We start from the raw sequence: 14,914 nt of genomic DNA on the forward strand, positions 1-14,914 counted from the left end.
AACAGAAAGCACGAAGCCGTGAAACAGGGGCGATAATTGCGCCGCCGATTTTATTGAAATTGCGTTACCCGGGTTGCTTGGCGGAGAGAATGTGGCGGAGGAGGCGATCAACGGGGGGTACGCACATGACAATTAGGCGGCGAATGACGCTGCTCACGGTAACCGTCGCGGCCGTGTCGGTGGCGCTCGGCGGGTGCACCGCCGACAAGCGCGAGGAGGCCCAACCGGCTCCGCCGGAATTGACCGTGACGCCGGCCGACCGAGCGAAAGACATCCCGATCAGCGCCGAGGTCGGCACCGCGGTCAAGGACGGGACAATTACGGCGATCCGCGTCACCGACGACACGGGGGCCGAGGTCAAGGGAGAGCCCCGGGAGGATGGCTCGACCTGGGTGCCGAGCGCGCCGCTAACGCCAGAACGGACATACACGGCCGAGGTGACTGCTACCGGTAACTCGGGTAAAACAACTACCACTCGGAAAACCACCTTCACCACCGGGCCGAAGTCCACGAAACCGGCAATTACCAGCACGTTGTATTTCGCGGATGACCGGACGTACGGAACCGCTATGCCGGTGACGGTCGCGTTCGATCCGCCGATTCCGGAGGAGGCCCGGGCGGCCGTTCAGCGGCGCTTGTTTGTGCGGACCAATCCATCCCAGCCCGGGGCGTGGTCCTGGGTATCCGACGGCAGCCAGGTCTACTACCGGGCGCCGGACTTCTGGCAACCGGGTACGACGATCAGTTTCCGCGCCGGTTTGGAGGGCCTGCCGATCGGTGAGGAGTACGTGGGCGACGCCGACCGGCGGGCGACCTCGAAGATCGGTCGTCAGGTCGCCTTGGAGATCGACAACGAGACCAAGCAGATGTCGGTGTTCCAGGACGGAAAGCTGCTGCGGGAGCTACCGGTGAGCCTCGGCAAGCCGAGCACGCCGACCTCCAGTGGGAAGATGGTGATCATGGAGAAGCATGAGTTCACCACCTTCGACACCCGTGGCTCGGCGGACCCGTACGTGGTGGATGTCGAAGATGCGCAGCGGCTGACCTGGCAGGGCGAATTCCTACACGGCGCGCCCTGGTCGGAGGGCGTTCAGGGGTACCGCAACGTCTCCCACGGCTGTACCAACCTCTCGGCCGGCAGCGCCGACTGGCTGATGGGCGTCACCCAGGTCGGCGACCTGGTGACCATCAAGGGCACCGAGGTGACGTTGGGCGAGGGCAACGGCTGGACCGCCTGGAACGTGAGCTGGGAGGAGTACGTCAAGGGCAGCGCCCTGCCCGTGCCGGCAAGTCTGAAACCGAGTCCGGCCGCCCCGAACCCGGGCGCGGTGGCCGGCGGCTCTCCCGCACCGGTGCCGTCCGAGGGCAGCGGTTCCCCTGCTCCAGAGCCCTCCGTGAGCGGCGGCTGACCGCCGGAGCTGAGGTGACGGGTTGTCCCGGGCGTTCCCTCCGGTAAGCCGGAGGGAACGCCCGGGCCCGGTTGGTCGGACCGGTCAGCGGAGGCCGACCAGGTCAACGACGAAGACCAGCGTCTCGCCTGGCCGAATGACGCCACCGGCGCCGCGGTCGCCGTAGGCGAGGTGCGGCGGAATGGTCAGTCGCCGTCGGCCGCCGACCCGCATGCCGACCACACCCTGGTCCCAGCCGGCGATGACCCGCCCGCCACCGAGGGGGAACTCGAGCGGCTCGCCGCGGTTCCACGATGCGTCGAACTCACGGCCCGTGGAGTGGGCGACACCCACGTAGTGGACGCGGGCGACCTGCCCGGCCTTCGCCTCCGCGCCCTCGCCGACAGTGATCTCCTCGACGAGGAGGTCGCTCGGCGGGTCGCCCTCGATCGGTCCCACCTCGGGCTTCGTTGCCTGGTTCACCAGCATCTCCTGTCCTTCGTCGTCCTGCCTGACCTGCCCGATCCTGCCGGATCGCCGCAGGCCGACCGCCAGGGGGCGGTAACCACGCTGGGCGGGCGTCACCAGTGGTGACACCCGCCCAGCGGAGTACCGGGATCGTCAACGGAGCCAGGGCATCCGCCGTACGATCGGGAGTCCGGCCCAGGCTCGACCGAGACCCCAGGTGTCGCCGGCGTTGAGCAGGGCGATGACCGCCAGCACCGCGGCGTAGATCAGGTGGTCGTCCATGAACGGGTTGTTCGACGGCGGCAGGGCGGCCGTCCACATCAGGACCATGAGTAGTCCGCCGGTCGCGGCGGCGACCCGGATGCCGATCCCGAGCAGTAGGGCGGTGCCGATCGCCGCCAGCCCGATCATGAACAGCCAGTCGGCCCAGGCCGCGCCCGCGATGCTGTTGTAGAAGCCCTTGAACGGGCCGGTCGCGCCGAAGCTCAGGAAGCCCTTCGTCGGGCTGCCGCCGTTGATCCAGGCACTGTCGGCTTCGGTCGCCCGCCCCAGCCCGAACAGCTTGTCGAGAAAGGCCCAGAGGAAGATCCAGCCCAGCGCCAGGCGGGTGCCGGCCAGTACGTGGCGGGCGGCTCGCCCCGGCCCGGTTTCGACCTGGTTCAGGTTGCTGGTGGTCTCGGCGGCGTTCCGCTTGGTGGTTGCGGTCATCGTCTCCACGCCCCTTCCTGCTGGTGCCTCGAATCGCACTGTCTGTGGTACTTCAATTGGATCGCAGCGGCAATGAGTGCGAACAGGGTCAAGTGGGGTTCGCCAGCCGGGACCTTGGGCCTGTGGGTCAACCCGCCGGGTGGGTGACCGGTGCCGCCAACTGGGCGGCCAGGACGGCGGGCGCCTCCACCAGGGACGGGCCGTACCACGTCAGGTGCCGACCGGAGACGAGGGCGCACGGTAGCCCGGGGAATGCCTCCGGCCCATCATCCACAGTGAAACGGTATGGCTCGTCGGGCAGCACGACCAGCGCAGGAGCCCGGCCGCGTAGCTCGTCCAGGGACGGCCGAGGATACCGCTCGGCGTGGTCGGCGTACAGATTGGTCAGCCCCAGTCGCCGGAGCACGTCCCCGGCGAACGTGTCCCGGCCCAGCGCCACCCACGGGCGCCGCCAGACCGGCACCACGGCCCGGCGCGGCGACCGGTCCGCGGGCAGGTCCGCCCAGACGCGGCGGGCGGAGACCAACCACTCGGGCTCACCCGGCGAACCCAGCTCGGTGAGGAGCTCGGCCAACTCGGTGAGCGCCCCATCGACGGTACGAGGGTAGGTGACCCGCACCGGCACCCCCGCCGCCACCAGAGCGTCCGCGTCCTCACGCCGGTTCTCCTCGACGTTGAGCAGGACCAGATCCGGCCGGAGCGCGCGGACCCGGTCCAGGTCCGGGTACTTGCTGCCGCCGACCCGGGGCACCTGCAGCCCCACCGGGTGGGTGCACCACTCGGTGGCACCGACCAGCACCCCGGGCAGCGTCAACGCCACGGCCTCGGTCAGCGACGGCACCAGTGAGACCACCCGCATCCGCTCCGCCTCCCGTCGGCCGTTACGTCGATCATGCCGACGCGGGAGTGGCCACCGCCACCCGGGCGGCCGACAATGGCCGGATGTCGCCGAACCGTGCTGAGCAGCCCCCCGCCGTCCGACCACTCTCCGACTACGGCGTGCCGCCCGCGGCGGCGCTGGCTCGGGTACGCGGGTTCGCCGAGGCGATGGTCCGGCGCCGTACCGTGCGGGACTTCAGCGAGATGCCGGTCCCGGAGGGGGTGCTCGAGCACGCCCTGCGGGCGGCGGCCTCGGCGCCGAGCGGCGCGAACCGGCAGCCGTGGCGGTTCGTGGTGGTAACCGAACCGGAGCTCAAGCGGCGGCTGCGTGTCGCAGCGGAGGCCGAGGAGCGGGTGTTCTACGAGCAGCGCGCCCCGCAGGAGTGGCTGTCGGCGCTGGCGCCGCTGGGAACGGACGCGAGCAAGCCGTTCCTGGAGACCGCCCCAGCGGTGATCGTCGTCTTCGAGGTCCACCGCGGCCCACAGAGTCCCCGCCCCTACTACGTCAAGGAGTCGGTGGGGATCGCGGTCGGGCTACTGCTCGCCGCGCTGCACCAGGCTGGCCTCGCCACCCTGACCCACACCCCGAGTCCGATGCGTTTCCTCAACGAGTTGTTGGACCGGCCGGCGGAGGAGCGGGGAAACCTGATTATTCCGGTCGGCTACCCGGCGGAGGGGGCGACCGTGCCGGACATCTCCCGCAAGCCGCTGGACGAGGTGGTCGTCTGGCGCTGATCCGGGGCACGGCCGTCATCGTTGACCGACGGAGCGGTAGGGAACGGCACCCGCGGTGCGGTCCCCCCGCTCGGCAGGCTGGGCCACGGCCGAGGTGGGTAGATCCACTCGCCGACGCAACGGGCTCGCGCCGAGAATCGTCCAACACGACACGTACAGGATCAGCATGGCCCACATCGTGGGGCGAAGGCCGATCACGGAGGCAAGGACGCCACTTAGCAACGCGCCGAGGGGGATCGTGCCGTAGTTGACGAACATGGCGGTGGACACAACACGACTGAGTAGGTGCGGCGGGGGGTAGGTCTGGCGGAAGCTCGCCGAGACCACGCTGCAGACCATTACGCCGGTGGCGAGTAGGAGCGACCCGACGACGAACAGCACGAGCGTCCAGTCATTACCAACTGTCGGTATCAGTAGTCCGAACGGCGCAGCGGCGAGGTGGCTGAGCAGGATGCTGCGTGCGGTGCCCAGTCGCCTGCAGAGTGGTCGGGCGATGATGGCGCCGAGGATGCCGCCGAGGGCGCCCGTGCTGACGAGTAGGCCGGTGAGCCCGGGGGTGACCCCCACCTCCCGGACGAGGAAGAGCACGAGTATGGACTGGTAGCCGATCAGGGTGAGGTTGGCTGCGGACCCAAACGCGGTGAGGGTACGTAGGTAAGGATCTCGCAGCGTGAAGCGGAGACCCTCGCGCACCTCGCGTAGCAGCGACGGGCGGGTGGTCAGCCGCGGTTCCGGGGGCTGCCCAGGGGCCCGGATCAGGGCGAGCATGAGGGTGGCCAGCAGGAAGGTGGCGGCGTTGACCAGCAGACCGGTGACCGCGCCGAGCCACTGGGCGAGCAGACCCCCGACGCCGGGACCGGCGACCTGGGCGGCGGAGGCGCTGCCCTGAAGCTTGGCATTGCCCTCGACAAGGTGACTCGGTTCGACCAGCTCCGGCAGATAAACCTGGTAGGCGGTCGTGAAGAAGACCGAGGCCATCCCGGCAAGCAGCCCGACCGCCAACAGGTGCGCGACGGTCAACACGTCGAGCACCGCCGCGAGGGGGATGCTGGCAAACGCCCCAGCCGACACGACGTTGCAGGCCAGCATGACCGTACGGCGAGGCAGCTGCCCCACCCAGACACCGGCCGGCAGGCCAAGCACCAGCCAGGGCAGCCACACCGAGGCGGTCAGCATAGCGACGGTGAACGCGCTCACCTGCAACTCAACGACGCCGATCAGGGGTAGTGCGACCGTGGTGACGCTACTGCCGAACTTGCTGGCGGTTTCCCCCAGGAACAACAGCCGAAAGTCTCGATCCGCGAGCAGGCCCCAGCGGGCAGGTAGGCGCTCTGGTATGGACCTCACGGAGTCGCAGGGACGGTGTGGGCGACAGCCAACACCGATTCCCGCTGCTGTCCGTCGTCCGGGACCTCTCGGTTCGCCCAACGGGTGAGCACCTCGGTCAGCTCGTTTGCTACCTGGCGGGTCTCGTCGGCGGTCAGCCGTAGCCACGTCTCGGCGGAGACAGCGCACCCCTCGTGCCAGGCGGCGTCATAGGTTCCTCGCTCGGCGAGCCATTGCCGGAAGAACGCCCCCTGACGGTCGAACACCATGGTGCCTACAGCGTGTGCGACCGCTTCGGACAAGGCGTCGGTATCGAAGTCAACCCGGCTCCAGCGCACGTCCGCGGAGACAAGACGCCACCACCGCTCCCGGCGGTTTCTGGCCAACTCCGGTGCTTCCTCGATGAGCTCGGCCGAGGCTAGGACGCGAAGATGGTGGCTCACGTTACCGACCGCCTGGTTGGTCGCCTCAGACAGCGCGCCGACCGTAGCGGGCCCTTCCAGTTTGAGTACGTCGAGCAGGCGCTGTCGTACCGGATGGGCCAGTGCGCCGAGTGCCTGGATGTTTCGGATGTGCCGCGTCGGTCGAGAGTCCACGCCGGGAGACTAGCAAGACAATAGTTCTTGTGAAAGGTGTGTTGTGCAATGACTGTGGTGGAATCTTGGGCCTGCCGGGGCTGCCTCGATGCGCGTGCCAGCTGAACGAAGGAGCGCCGTTCGCCCGGGTTGCTGGTTGGCCTAGCGGACTCGGCCGCCCGCGCGGATCACCTCAACAACTGGCATTGGCCGATGGCTCGGTAGTGACCCTCGCGGGGTGCGACCGGCAGTGCTCCGCCATGTCGTGTCGCCAGATGGTCCTGATCCGGCCGGCGTCGGAGCTATAGACCGCATCAGATGGCTGGCCGCGCGGCCTTCCGCAAACCGCTAACCCCCGTGGCCCAGCAGCGACTTGGTAAACCCGGGGCGATGCGGAGGGCGACGACGAAGGAGGGATTTGGCCGAGATCTGGCGGGGGCCGGTCTGTCCGGAGCGCGATGCGGCAGTCGACATCTATGCTCTCGGGTTGATTGCTGCTCGTGCAGCATTTGGAGCATATCGCCCGACATCGATCGAGTCGGACGGGTGAAGTCGCTGTCTCCATCAACAGGGATCACGCTATCGCCGATGCGGGCAGTCGGCCCGCGCTGACCATCGTGGGGCCCTTAACTGGCTGGCCGGTACCGGCTGTAGCCAAGTCCGATGGTGGTGGACTGGTATGAGCCGAGCCCCGGTCACGGTCGAATGTCGGCGAGCCCGGATCAATTCAGCTACCGGGCGACCGTCGGTGGTCCGGCGATTCCGGTCCCTCGCGGTCGATTCCGAAACGTGTCTGTTCCTGGTGGAGCGGGCCCGGTCGGGCGACCGCCCGCCGGCATGGTGGTGAGTGCGGGGCGCGGCACTGGCGGCGGGCCGTTTGGCCGGCGAAAAGGCAGCGGGGCCGTGCCGGACTCGGCACGGCCCCGCTCGGGCGGGTACCTGGGCGCTCAGCGCTTCTTGTACGCCTCGACCACCTCTACCGGGATGCGACCGCGCTCAGAAATCTTGTAGCCGTTCTGCGCGGCCCATTCCCGGATCGCACGGTTCTGCTCCCGGTCTATTCCAGTGCTGGTGCCCCGTCGCAGCGTCCGTGACGTGTCCACGCCGCCCCGGCCGATCCTGCGGCCGGCGCTCAGATACGGATCCAGCGTCTTCCGGAGGATGCCCGCATTCTCGTCGGACACGTCGATGGTGTACGCCACGCCGTCCAGGCTGAACTCAACGGTCCGATCGGCTTTCCCGCCGTCGAGGTCGTCGGTCAGAACCGTGATTACTTTTCTTGCCATGGCCGATTACTCCCTGTGTGGGGGCGGGGTGTGGGTCAAAGTTTGACCTATCGCCGGGCATTTTCGCAACAAAACGCGTCGACTTCATTTCGGGGGAGGCGAAATCTGGTGCCGAATCGCCATGGTGACAACCGAAACACCTCGGGCGCACCAATGCCGACCACCGTTGGCCGGCTGGTGCGCCCGGAGTTTGGTAGCACGCGGTGGCGAGGAGCCGATCGCCGCCGACGAGGGCCGCTAACACGCCCTCGTCAATGCCAGCGCGTTGGCGACCGCGCGCCCGCTAACGGTGCTGCTGGCGGCGGTCACCCCCGTCGGTGTCCCGGTCGCGGCGAACGGTTGCCCGGCGTCCCTTGATGGTGCTGCCGCGCAGGCCCGAGATCACCTCGTCGGCCAGCCCCGACGGCACCTCCACCAGCGAGAAGCGGTCTGCGATCTCGATCGAGCCGATGTCCCGTCCGTTCATGCCGGTCTCGCCGGTGATCGCGCCGACCAGATCCTGCGGTCGGACCCCGGCCCGCCGGCCCAGCCCGACGAAGACCTGGGTGGTGCCGGCGCTCCGGGGCCGTCCCGGCCGACGCTCCCCCCGGCCCTCCTGTCCCGGTCGGCCGGTCCGGGGTGGGCGAACCGCGATCTGCGGGATCTCCTCTTCCTCCTCCAGCGCGCCCGGCAGGGTGGCCTCGTGGGCCAGGCGTACCGCGGCGAGGGCCACCTCCATCAGGTCGAACTCGTCGCTCAGCGACTCGACGATCACCCGGAACGGCTCCAGGTCGTCTTCCAGCAGGCTCTCCCGCAGCGCCGCCTGGGTGAGTTCCAGGCGACGATTGCGCAGGTCCGCCACGGTGGGGATCTTGTCGATGGTGATCCGTTGACCGGTGACCCGCTCGATGGTCTTGAGCATCCGGTGCGCCCGCGGTTCGGCGAGAGTGATCGCCACTCCCTCCCGGCCGGCTCGCCCCACCCGGCCGATCCGGTGCACGTACGACTCGGGCGCCGAGGGGACGTCGTAGTTGACGACGTGGCTGAGCTGCTCGACGTCCAGGCCCCGCGCTGCCACGTCGGTGGCGACCAGCAGGTCGGCGGTGCCGGCACGCAGTCGACCCATCACCCGGTCTCGCTGCTCCTGACTCATCCCGCCGTGCAGCGCCTCGGCCCGGTAGCCGCGACCGTTCATCGTCTCGGTGAGCCGGTCAACCTCCTCCCGGCTGCGGCAGAAGACGATCGCCGCAGTGGGGGACTCGACGTCCAGCACCCGGCCCAGCGCGGCGGGTTTGTGCGCTCGGGCCACCAGGTACGCGCTCTGCCGTACCCGGGGTGCCTCCCCCGCCACCGGCTTCTCCCGCGCGATGAGGATGCGGATCGGGTCGGTCAGATACGCCCGGGCCATGCCGTCGATGCGGGCCGGCATGGTCGCCGAGAAGAGGACGGTCTGCCGCTGTTCCGGCGCGTGTTCCAGGATCGCCTCGATGTCCTCGGCGAAGCCCATGTCCAGCATCTCGTCGGCCTCGTCCAGCACGACGGTGCCGACGTCACCCAGGCGGAGGGTGCCACGAGCGATGTGGTCGAGCGCTCGGCCGGGCGTGGCCACCACGATGTCCACCCCCGCGTCCAGAGCCCGCAGCTGCCGACCGATCGGCTGGCCGCCGTAGATTGGCAGCACCCGGGTGCCAAGTTCCTTGCCGTACCGATGGAACGCCTCCGAGACCTGCACTGCCAGCTCTCGGGTGGGTACCAGCACCAGCGCCACCGGATCGGCGGTCGACCGGTCGGCGGGCATCCGTTGCAGTAACGGTAGGGCGAATGCGGCCGTCTTGCCGGTGCCCGTGGCAGCCTGGCCGAGTAGGTCCCGTCCGGCGAGCAGGGGAGGGATCGCCTCCCGCTGGATCGGCGTCGGCTCCTCGTAGCCGAGCGCGGCGAGCGCGGCGAGGAGTTCGTCGCGCAGGCCCAGGTCGACGAAGGCGGTCGCCTCGTCGGCAGTGGACGGTTCGGCAGCTGGATCTGGCCTAACGGGTGCGGAGCTCATGCGACAAGCCTTTCATCACGACTCGGGGCCCGCTTCGCCGACCGGCACATCATTGCGTCGGCCGATGTTGCCGCGGGTGGCGGTGCGGTTGCGAACCCGGGTGGCGGGGCTGCGGGCCCCGCCGGATCCCTGGCTAGCTGTCCGCATGCTGGTGCTTAGCTCCCTTCCAAGCTGTTTTAGGTTCTTAACGGGGAAATAGGAGGAATATTCGGCCTAATACCCGCTAGAGGTGATTACGATCTCACGCAGAGTGACGCTTCCTGGCGTGCGAAGACGGGAGAGGGGGCCGACGATGCGTGTGCCCAGCCGAAGCCCGGGCCAGCAGCCCGGCCCGTCCATCCCGGCTTCCGCCCGCCGCGCGGCGGCAGACGTGTCCCGCCGGCTTCCGGCCGGCGAGCCCGACCTGGACGCGTACCGAGCGGCCGTCGCCGATTTGTTGATTGAGGTGGCTGCGCTCGCTGGCGTCGCCAGCACCGTAGCCCGCCAGGTGCTGATCGACCAGCGGTTGCGCGAGCCGGCCATCGCGGCGGTGCTGGATGCCACTCCATCAGGGCTGGTCGGCGCGCGCGAGACGCTGCTGTTGGAGATGGCTCGCTACCAGCCGAGCGAGCGCAGTTCCGCGGCTGACCTTACCGCCCTGGTCCGGATCTACCTGCTCTCGCGCATCGACGTCATGTGGTGGCGCGACGCGCTCACCTACCGCACCGACGAGCAGGTCAACCAGAGCACCGACCTGGTTGACCTGGAGTGGCTGCGCCGCCGGGACCTGCTGCGCTTCCGCTACCAGGAACAGCCGGCCACGATCTTCGAGCGCGGAATGCGGGCACTGCGGCACCGAATCCGCCCCGGCGCTGCTCCACAGACCGCCGGGTTGCTGTTCCGCCGATCCCGCCGGGAGATGGTGGCACTACTCAACGACATCGCCCGCGAGTTCGTCGCCCACGCCCCCGCCGGCACCCCGCCGCTCTGGGTGACCAGCCTGGTACGCAGCGCGGAGCACCAGTACCGGCTGCGCCAGCTCGGGTATGCGGCAGTGCTGCCCAGCGGGCACTGCCTCGGCTGGGCCGCGGATGTGGAGATGAACTGGTTCGACCGCTTCGGAGCCCGGGACGTCCTCGCCGAACTGCTTCTCGCCCGGCAGCGGTCGGGCGAGGTCAACGTGGTTGACGAGGGGCAGGCCTGGCACCTGTGCCTGGCGCCCGGGGCGCGCGGTCGACTGCGTCGGGTATACGAAGCCGAGCTGGGGGTCTGAACGCATGGGTGGGATCGCGGTGAGCCTCGGTCCGGAGGCCGATCCGGCTGTCTTCCGACAGATGCTCGCCATCCTGGCGCCCCGCGGTGAAGTGACCGAGACCCGATCCGAGACGGGCCTGCTCACCGGGGTGCGCCGGCTGCCGGTGGTGGACCGGAAGCGGGCCGTGCAACCCTGGGTCTCCGCCGACGAGCGGTGGGTGCTCTGCTACAACGGCGAGGTCTTCAACCACCATGAGCTGCGCGCGGAGCTGACCGCCCTGGGTCACCGATTCCGTGGGGCGAGCGACACCGAAGTGGTACTCGCGGGGTACCTGCACTGGGGCGAGGCGATGGTCTCCCGGCTGCGCGGTGAGTACGCCTTCGTGATCGTCGAACGGGCCAGCGGACGGGCGTACCTGGTGCGTGATCCGCTCGGGGTCAAGCCGCTGTACTGGACCCAGACCCCGGGGTGTGTGCATGTGGCGAGCGAGGTCAAGGCCCTGGTCGGCTTCGGCGCGCCGGTTACCGAGGTGCCGCCCGGACACCACGGCTGGGTGCAGGCCGACGTCGCAGCCTGCCTGCGTCCGTACGTCAACCTGCTCGCCCTCGGTGCGGGGCTGCCAATCGTGGACGACCCGGACGAGGCCGCCCTGCTCGTCCGGGCCGCCCTCACCGACAGCATCCGGGCACGGCTGGACACCGACCTCACCGTCGGTGTGGTCCTCTCCGGTGGCCTGGACAGTTCCCTCGCGCTGCTACACGCCCGCGAGCTGCACCCGGACTGCGTGGCGGTCACCGTCGGCGTGCCGGAGAGCCCCGACCTGCGTTACGCGCGTCGGTTGGCGAAGGACCTTGGGGTCCCGCACGAGGTGGTGGAGTTGCAGCCGCGAGACATTCGCCTGGCCCAGATCCGGGAGGCGATCCGGATTTCGGAACTCACCGAGTACGGCGACATCATCAACGCGGTGGTCTCGGTGCCGCTCTTCCGACGGCTGCGCGAGTTGGGCGTCAAGGTGGCGCTCACCGGCGACGGCTCGGACGAGTTGTTCGGCGGCTACCCGATGTACCACCGGGTCGGCCCGCAGGATGCCCATCGGCTCTTCCTGCACAAGATCAGCAATCTTGGCCGTACGGAGTTGCAACGCGTGGACCGCACCAGCATGGCGTACGGGGTGGAGGCCCGGGTGCCGTTCCTCGACCCGAGGGTGGTCGAGCTCGCGATGCGGTTGCCGATCGGGCTCAAACTGCGCGCGGGGCAGGAGAAGTGGATCGTCCGGCGCGCCTTCGCCGATCTGTTGCCGGACTACATCCGGCGGCGACCGAAGAACCCGATGTCGTACTCCTCCGGTCTGCACGAGCGGGCCCGGCTCTACAAACCGGTCTTCGCCCGGCTGCACCGCTCCTTCCGCTACGACCTGGCCGAGCCGGTACGCCGGGATTTCGGCCGCGTGCTGACCAGCTGCGGCAACGACTTGGATCGGGCCATCGCCGCCGGCCGAGCCCGCCCGGACTACACGGTGCTGGAGCATGCCCGGGACCTGGTCGGCGCGGCGAAGTGGAACGCACTGCCGGTCGTGCGCCGGCTGGTCGGACCGCGGCGTAGCCCGGGGGACGACGTGCCGTCGCCCGGCTGAGGATGGTCCGGGGGTTGACTCTGACATCGTGTCAGGGCCGACCGTGGAGGGACCATGTTCTCTATCGGAGACTTCGCCAGGCTCGGCCGGGTATCGGTGCGGATGTTGCGACACTATGACCGCATCGGTCTGCTCCGGCCGGTCGCTGTTGACGCCCGCAGCGGCTACCGGTACTACACGGCCGACCAGCTGCGCCGGCTCAACCGGGTGATCGCGTTGAAGGATCTTGGTCTCACGCTGGCCCAGGTGCAGCAGGTCCTCGACGACGCGTTGGATGTCGCGGAGTTGCGCGGCATGCTGCGGCTGCGTCGGGCCCAGCTGGCGGCGCAGCTTGCCGCGGACGCCGCGCGGTTGACCCGGATCGAGGCGAGGCTCCGGGCGATCGAGAGAGAGGGTCGGATGACCACGCAGGATGTCGTGCTCAAGGAGCTACCGACGCTCCGCGTCGCGGAGTTGACCACGACGGCGGCCAGCTACGAGCCCGCTGACATTGGTCGGGCGATTCAGCCGCTCTACCCGGAGTTGTTCCGGCGGCTGGCCGCGGCGGAGATGTCGCCGGCCGGGCCGGGCCTGGCATATTACGAGCCGGCCGGGGACGGGGAGCAGGTTGTCGTGCATGCCGCCATCGAGGTCGCGGTCAGCCCGGATCTGGCGCGGGACTTGGCGGTCGTTGACCTGCCGGCGGTGCCGGCAGCGGCCACGGTGATTCACCGCGGGTCGATGAATGAGGTCGCGGGGACCCTGCAGCTGCTGGCTCAGTGGATCGAGGAGAACGGTTGGCGGGCCGAGGGCTACGCCCGCGAGCTGTACCTGGAGTACTGTGCCGATGATCCCGCGGCCGGGGTGACGGAGCTGCAGCAGCCAGTGACGCGGGCCTGAGTCACGCCGGACCGCCGAGCGAGACGTGGGGCCGGCTTCCGGATGGAAGCCGGCCCCACGATGCGTCCGGTCGGGATCGGGCTGCGCGGTTACCCGTCGGTTACCAGCCGAAGCGACCATTCTGGGTCTGTGCGTTCAGCTCCGGGAAGCGGACGAAGTTGGCCGTCCAGGTGCGCCAGTCGTTGAGCCGGAGAACGTCCAGGCCCTTGGTGATGTCGTTGGAGTAGATGTAGCCGTTGTACCAGTAGGCGGACCAGGAGCCGCCGAGGACCAGGTTTTCCTCGTCCAGCGGGCCCCGCTCCCAGTACGCGATCTCGCGGGGGTTGGCCGAGTTGGTGAAGTCCCAGACCGAGATGCCGCCCTGGTACCACGCCTGGACCATGATGTCCCGCCCGAACACCGGGATCAGCGAGCCGTTGTGTGCCACGCAGTTCTCGGTGTCGGCGTTCTCCCGCGGGATTTTGAAGTAGCTGCCGAAGACCAGGGTGCGGTCGTCGCCGCGACCGACGATGTCGTAGATGGCGTCGGCTCCCCGGTTGGGACCGATGGTGTCGTTGCAGGTGGGGGCACCGCCACCGCCCAGCTCGTCGGTGAAGATCACCTTTGTGCCGGCGTTGTTGAAGGTGGCGGAGTGCCAGAAGGCGAAGTTCTCGGTGTCCCGGACCCGGTTGATGACCTGCGGCGCTTCGCGGTCCGAGATGTCCATCAGGATGCCGTCACCCATGCAGGCACCGGCGGCCAGGTTCTTCGACGGGTAGGCAGTGATGTCGTGGCAACCGCTGGTCGCCGACTTCTGTCCCGGCACGCCCTCGTAGCCGCCGTCGGGGAAGAGGTTCGGGGTGGCCACCACCGCCGCGTCGGTGGGCCGGTGTACCGGCACCTTGACGATGGAGATCGAGTCGTGCGGTGGCGGGCAGCCGACGTACGTGTCCGACGGGCCGTACGACGAGACGTAGATGTACATCGTCGCCTTGTTTCGGCCGGGCACCAGCGTGTGGGTGTGCGAACCGCAGGCGGTCTGCACACTCTTCAGGTAGCGGGGGTTGCCCTTGTCGCTGATGTCGAAGATCTTGATGCCCTCCCACTGAGTCTCGCTTGACGGCACCCTGATGCTGTCGCACGAGTCGTCGCTGCGGGGCGAGTCGGTGGAGAGGAAGAGCAGGTCGCCGTGGACGGAGATGTCATTCTGCGAGCCGGGACAGAGCACGCGGGAGACGACCGTCGGTGCGGCCGGACGCGAGATGTCGTAGATAACGAAGCCGTTGTAGTTGCCGGCGAAGGCGTACCGGCCCTGGAAGGCGAGGTCGCTGTTCGTCGCGTCGAGCGGTGTTTCCAGTGGCAGGTTGGCGACCTGCTTCAGGTTGGGGCTGCTGCGGATCTCGTCAACCCCGGGGATGTCCGCGGTGGTGACGGCGCTGGACTTGGTGGTGGCCGCGCTGGCGCCCTGGGGCGCCAGCGCGGCCACGCTCGTCAGGAGAAGGCCGGCCGCGGCCAGGCTCAGTGTGCCGAGCCAGCGGGACCGCGGCGTGCGGGATCTGCTCATCGGCGGGGCCCTTCGCGAGGTGTGAAGACTGGCCACACCCTACCGCTGCAATGTCGAGTGTCGATAGCTATTGCGATCGATCCGATCCGGTCCGGCCCGCTGGCTCTGGTTGATCTCGGCGCGGCGAGGCTCTTGGGCTGCCGATAGCCGGGCCCGCCGAGGCGAAAGGCGGTGATGTATGTCACATATACTCTCAGTTGTCGATGGCTACGATCATCGTGACCTTGACCGCTAGGG

At 68.9% G+C, this 14,914-nt stretch carries 13 protein-coding genes; 5 read left to right on the forward strand and 8 right to left on the reverse strand.

Annotated features, from left to right (window positions below; all coding sequences use genetic code 11):
• The first annotated feature begins 143 nt into the window (after positions 1-143).
• Positions 144-1,409 carry a L,D-transpeptidase gene (locus SALPAC2_RS0103435; protein ID WP_018215237.1) on the forward strand — a complete coding sequence of 422 codons (1,266 nt, stop codon included), beginning with the start codon at positions 144-146 and terminating at the stop codon, positions 1,407-1,409.
• An 84-nt stretch (positions 1,410-1,493) separates the two neighbouring features.
• Here the strand turns inward: SALPAC2_RS0103435 and SALPAC2_RS0103440 are convergent, their stop codons facing one another.
• The 3 genes from SALPAC2_RS0103440 to SALPAC2_RS0103450 form a co-directional block, all read right to left on the reverse strand.
• Complete coding sequence (locus SALPAC2_RS0103440; RefSeq protein WP_026184376.1) at positions 1,494-1,871, reverse strand: FKBP-type peptidyl-prolyl cis-trans isomerase; 378 nt, start codon at positions 1,869-1,871, stop codon at positions 1,494-1,496.
• 138 nt (positions 1,872-2,009) lie between these two features.
• The gene (locus SALPAC2_RS0103445) at positions 2,010-2,573 is read right to left on the reverse strand and encodes a DoxX family membrane protein (RefSeq protein WP_018215239.1); all 564 of its coding nucleotides are present in this window, start codon (positions 2,571-2,573) and stop codon (positions 2,010-2,012) included.
• Between the two features lie 118 nt (positions 2,574-2,691).
• Entirely contained in the window at positions 2,692-3,423 is a 732-nt protein-coding gene (locus tag SALPAC2_RS0103450; protein ID WP_018215240.1) for a helical backbone metal receptor, read from the reverse strand.
• A 47-nt stretch (positions 3,424-3,470) separates the two neighbouring features.
• On the opposite strand from SALPAC2_RS0103450, the gene SALPAC2_RS0103455 reads away from it, so the two are divergent.
• The gene (locus SALPAC2_RS0103455; RefSeq protein WP_018215241.1) at positions 3,471-4,178 is read left to right on the forward strand and encodes a nitroreductase family protein; all 708 of its coding nucleotides are present in this window, start codon (positions 3,471-3,473) and stop codon (positions 4,176-4,178) included.
• 15 nt (positions 4,179-4,193) lie between these two features.
• Here SALPAC2_RS0103455 and SALPAC2_RS0103460 read toward each other — a convergent pair whose 3' ends face one another.
• The 4 genes from SALPAC2_RS0103460 to SALPAC2_RS0103475 all read right to left on the reverse strand — a co-directional run bounded on the left by SALPAC2_RS0103460 (position 4,194) and on the right by SALPAC2_RS0103475 (position 9,388).
• A complete protein-coding gene (locus SALPAC2_RS0103460) occupies positions 4,194-5,525 on the reverse strand; it encodes an MFS transporter (protein ID WP_223874063.1) in 1,332 nt (443 codons plus the stop codon).
• On the reverse strand, positions 5,522-6,100 hold the full coding sequence (locus tag SALPAC2_RS0103465; protein WP_018215243.1) for an ArsR/SmtB family transcription factor: 579 nt from the start codon (positions 6,098-6,100) through the stop codon (positions 5,522-5,524). Before SALPAC2_RS0103465 ends, SALPAC2_RS0103460 begins: the two co-directional genes overlap by 4 nt.
• 926 nt (positions 6,101-7,026) lie before the next feature.
• The gene (locus SALPAC2_RS0103470; RefSeq protein WP_018215244.1) at positions 7,027-7,365 is read right to left on the reverse strand and encodes a histone-like nucleoid-structuring protein Lsr2; all 339 of its coding nucleotides are present in this window, start codon (positions 7,363-7,365) and stop codon (positions 7,027-7,029) included.
• A gap of 283 nt (positions 7,366-7,648) precedes the next feature.
• Positions 7,649-9,388: a DEAD/DEAH box helicase gene (locus SALPAC2_RS0103475; protein WP_018215245.1), complete on the reverse strand. Its 1,740-nt coding sequence runs from the start codon at positions 9,386-9,388 to the stop codon at positions 7,649-7,651.
• Between the two features lie 292 nt (positions 9,389-9,680).
• Here SALPAC2_RS0103475 and SALPAC2_RS0103480 point away from each other — a divergent pair, with 292 nt between their 5' ends.
• The 3 genes from SALPAC2_RS0103480 to SALPAC2_RS0103490 are packed head-to-tail and all read left to right on the forward strand — an operon-like array spanning position 9,681 to position 13,134.
• Positions 9,681-10,640, forward strand: a complete 960-nt coding sequence (locus tag SALPAC2_RS0103480) for a DUF5715 family protein (protein ID WP_026184377.1) — start codon at positions 9,681-9,683, stop codon at positions 10,638-10,640.
• A gap of 4 nt (positions 10,641-10,644) precedes the next feature.
• Positions 10,645-12,255 (forward strand): asparagine synthetase B family protein, encoded by a 1,611-nt coding sequence (locus SALPAC2_RS0103485; RefSeq protein ID WP_018215247.1) that lies wholly within the window; start codon positions 10,645-10,647, stop codon positions 12,253-12,255.
• A 54-nt stretch (positions 12,256-12,309) separates the two neighbouring features.
• Entirely contained in the window at positions 12,310-13,134 is an 825-nt protein-coding gene (locus SALPAC2_RS0103490) for a MerR family transcriptional regulator (protein WP_018215248.1), read from the forward strand.
• 100 nt (positions 13,135-13,234) lie between these two features.
• Here SALPAC2_RS0103490 and SALPAC2_RS0103495 read toward each other — a convergent pair whose 3' ends face one another.
• The gene (locus SALPAC2_RS0103495) at positions 13,235-14,677 is read right to left on the reverse strand and encodes an LVIVD repeat-containing protein (protein WP_026184378.1); all 1,443 of its coding nucleotides are present in this window, start codon (positions 14,675-14,677) and stop codon (positions 13,235-13,237) included.
• Positions 14,678-14,914 lie beyond the last annotated feature (237 nt).

Origin of the sequence: Salinispora vitiensis, from assembly GCF_000378825.1 — a bacterium.
Lineage (GTDB): Bacteria > Actinomycetota > Actinomycetes > Mycobacteriales > Micromonosporaceae > Micromonospora > Micromonospora vitiensis.